The 2,456-nt window shown below is 64.9% G+C and carries 3 protein-coding genes; 1 reads left to right on the top strand and 2 read right to left on the bottom strand.

The genetic code is table 11. The annotated features are described in order from the left end of the window. A partial coding sequence (locus tag EN745_RS33610) for an amino acid permease (RefSeq protein WP_127423230.1) occupies positions 1 to 695 on the bottom strand: 695 nt, incomplete at its 3' end. A 19-nt stretch (positions 696 to 714) separates the two neighbouring features. Next, positions 715 to 1,533, bottom strand: a complete 819-nt coding sequence (locus EN745_RS33605) for an N-formylglutamate amidohydrolase (protein ID WP_127405539.1) — start codon at positions 1,531 to 1,533, stop codon at positions 715 to 717. Between the two features lie 148 nt (positions 1,534 to 1,681). Here EN745_RS33605 and EN745_RS33600 point away from each other — a divergent pair. After that, the coding region (locus EN745_RS33600) for a MurR/RpiR family transcriptional regulator (protein ID WP_145992296.1) at positions 1,682 to 2,456 on the top strand (775 nt) is incomplete at its 3' end.

Below are 2,456 nucleotides of genomic sequence, written 5' to 3'. Positions count from 1 at the left end.
ACCCAGGCGTTCGACACCGACGGCCAGACGCCGGCGCCGGCATCGCCCGAGTAGTTGTGGAAGGTGAAGAGACGGCTGACGTCCCAGGTCTCGGCGGCGGCAAGGCAGACGATCGCGATCAGGATCGAGCCAAAGAAGATGAGATAGCCGGAGAAGTCGGTGAGCTTCGCCGTCAGCTTGATGCCGAGATGGTTAATCAGTGCCTGGGCGCCGGTGATGATGATCAGGAAGATCATCTGGTTGGTCAGATTGCCTTCAATTCCCAGCGCCGGTCCGAAGGCGCCGACGAAGAAGGTCCAGGTGCCAACATTGATGGCGCCGAGCACAGTGATCAGGCCGAGCAGGTTGAGCCAGGCCGTCACCCAGCCGGTGCCGCGATTGCCGAGGATCGAACCCCAGTGGTAGAGGCCGCCGGCCGTCGGATAGGCCGAGCTGATCTGCGACATGGCGACAGCGAAGGTCAGCGACACGAAGCAGCCGACCAGCCAGCCGATGCCGATGCCGATGCCGCCGGCGCCGGAGGTGGCCTGCGCCAGCGAATTGATGCCGCCGGACAGGATGCAGATGATCGAGAACGAAACCGCGAAATTCGAAAAGCGGCTGAGGCGCCGCTCCAGTTCCTGGGCGTAGCCCATGCTGTGGAGGTGCTTTACGTCCTCCGCCTTATCAACTTCGGTATAACCCGGTGCTGTCATTTGAAGTCCCCTTTAGTTCTTAGCTGGCCGATTGTACTGACTTTCCCACTGCGCGTTGTCGGGAGCCGCTGGCCTCCTCGGGCTCCAGATCAGAAAAAATGCCGGTGAGCAGATCCGCCCATTTCCGCTGCCCGGCCTCGCCGGAGATTTCGTCGTTGCGGATTTCGATCATCGCGCAGGCAAGGCCGCGCGAGCGCGCATGCCGTTCCAGCGTGAAATAGACGCGGTCGGCCGGCGAATAGGGTTCGTTGATGCCGACGGCGACGCCGGCGAGCCGCTTGAGCGCCGCGATCAGGGGCACCGCCAGCCGGCGGTCCTCGTCATGGATGATGCCGATATGCCAGGGCCGGCTCTTGCCCTTGTAGACCGGCGTGAAGGAATGCACCGACACGAGCCGCGTTTCCTGCCCACGCGCCAGCCGCTCGTCGATGATGCGCGCGATCGTGTCGTGGAACGGCCGCCACGACAGGTCGATGCGCCGGGCGCGCTGCTTGTCCGACAGACCGGCATTGCCGGGAATGACCGTGGTCTCGCTTATCGGCGGCACAAGGTCCGGCGCATCGAGCGGCCGGTTGCAGTCGATGACGAGGCGCGAGATGCGGGTTTCGATCAGCGTGGCGTCGAGCGCGGCGGCCATGCGATGGGCGACCGGCAGTGCGCCGGGATCCCAGGCGATGTGGCGGGAGAGGTCCTCCGCCGGCAGGCCGAGCGTGCCGAATTCGGCCGGCAGGAAGTTGGAGGCGTGGTCGCAAGTCAGAACAAACGGGCTCGCCCCGCCGGGGTTCGTTACCCCTACGGTTTCAGGCGATGCAGGGCTGGCGGGCCGTGCTGTCTCCATAGTCAGTCGTCCCCTGGGGAGCGCTGTATCGTATGTTACGTATTTTGTCTCATTGCGCCCGTGCGGATGATTTCATACAGTTTGTCCGGCTTTGTCAAACGCGATTTCGGGGAATAGCGTCGACCGGGCCAATAGGTGGGGGAAAACCATGATCTCCAGCATCGCCGAACTGATTTCCGACCGCATTGGCGCCATGCCGGCCGGCGAGCGGCGCGCGGCGCAGACGCTGATCGCCAACTATCCGTTGATCGGGCTGAAGACGGTTGCCGAATTTTCGGCCGCAGCCGGCGTGTCCTCGCCGACGATCCTGCGTTTCGTCGCCCGCCTCGGCTTCCAGAACTATCCGGAATTCCAGTCGGCGCTGCAGGACGAACTGGCGGCGCAATTGCAGTCGCCGGCGTCGCGCACGCTCAACCCGGCCTCGCCCGGCGGCGGCGCGGTGTCGCCGATGCTGGAGGCGACGCTCGAGAACATGCGCGAGACCTTCAGGCACCTGTCTGAGAAGCAGCTTGCCGACATCGGGGCACTGCTCGCCGCCAGGCGCGGCAAGACCTTCCTGATCGGCGGCCGTTTCACCGATCCGTTGGCGCGCTACATGGCCGCGCACCTCGCCATCGTCCAGCCGGACGTCTACCACCTCGCCGGACAGGAAAGCATCTGGCGCGACCGGCTGATCGACATGGGCAAGCGCGACGTGCTGGTGATCTTCGACATCAGGCGCTACCAGGACAGTCTGGTGCGCTTTGCCGAGACCGCGCATCAGCGCGGCGTTCAGATCGTGCTGTTCACCGATCAATGGCTGTCGCCGATCGCCCGCTTCGCCCGCCATGTCATCGCCGGACGCACCGCTGTGCCCTCGGCCTGGGATTCCTCGGCCGCCCTCTTCGTCGTCGCCGAGACGCTGATCGGCGCCGTCACAAGGC

This window comes from Mesorhizobium sp. M4A.F.Ca.ET.022.05.2.1 (assembly GCF_003998845.1).
In the GTDB taxonomy this organism is placed as follows: domain Bacteria; phylum Pseudomonadota; class Alphaproteobacteria; order Rhizobiales; family Rhizobiaceae; genus Mesorhizobium.
The sequence above is the reverse complement of the archived record's forward strand: the minus strand, read 5'-3'. Positions and strand labels throughout refer to the sequence as shown.